Source organism: Pseudomonas sp. JV245A, from assembly GCF_032424515.1.
GTDB classification, from domain to species: Bacteria; Pseudomonadota; Gammaproteobacteria; order Pseudomonadales; family Pseudomonadaceae; genus Aquipseudomonas; species Aquipseudomonas protegens.
In genome coordinates, this window is record NZ_VYKE01000650.1 from 1 (window position 1) to 250 (window position 250).

Here is a 250-nt window from a genome sequence, read left to right on the forward strand (position 1 = left end):
AGCCCCGGCAGCAGCGAGAGGGTCAGGGCACTCACCGGGCGCTCCTCGACATACAGGGTGAAATGGCTCAGGGCCCGGCCCGCCGACAGCGCCGCCCGATGCCGGGCCAGGTACTGCTCGATCCCCCCCTCGCCGGACTCGAATGCACTCTGCACGGGCTGCGCCCAATCCTCCAGGCGCAGGTCGCTACAGCGCACCTGGGCCTGCGCCGCAAGCGCTTGCCGGGGCTCATGGCGCGTCAGATCGAGCA

General features: G+C 71.2%; 1 pseudogene. It reads right to left on the reverse strand.

Annotated features, from left to right (window positions below):
* Positions 1-250: pseudogene (locus F6S12_RS33455) on the reverse strand (N-acetyltransferase); the annotation flags it as partial.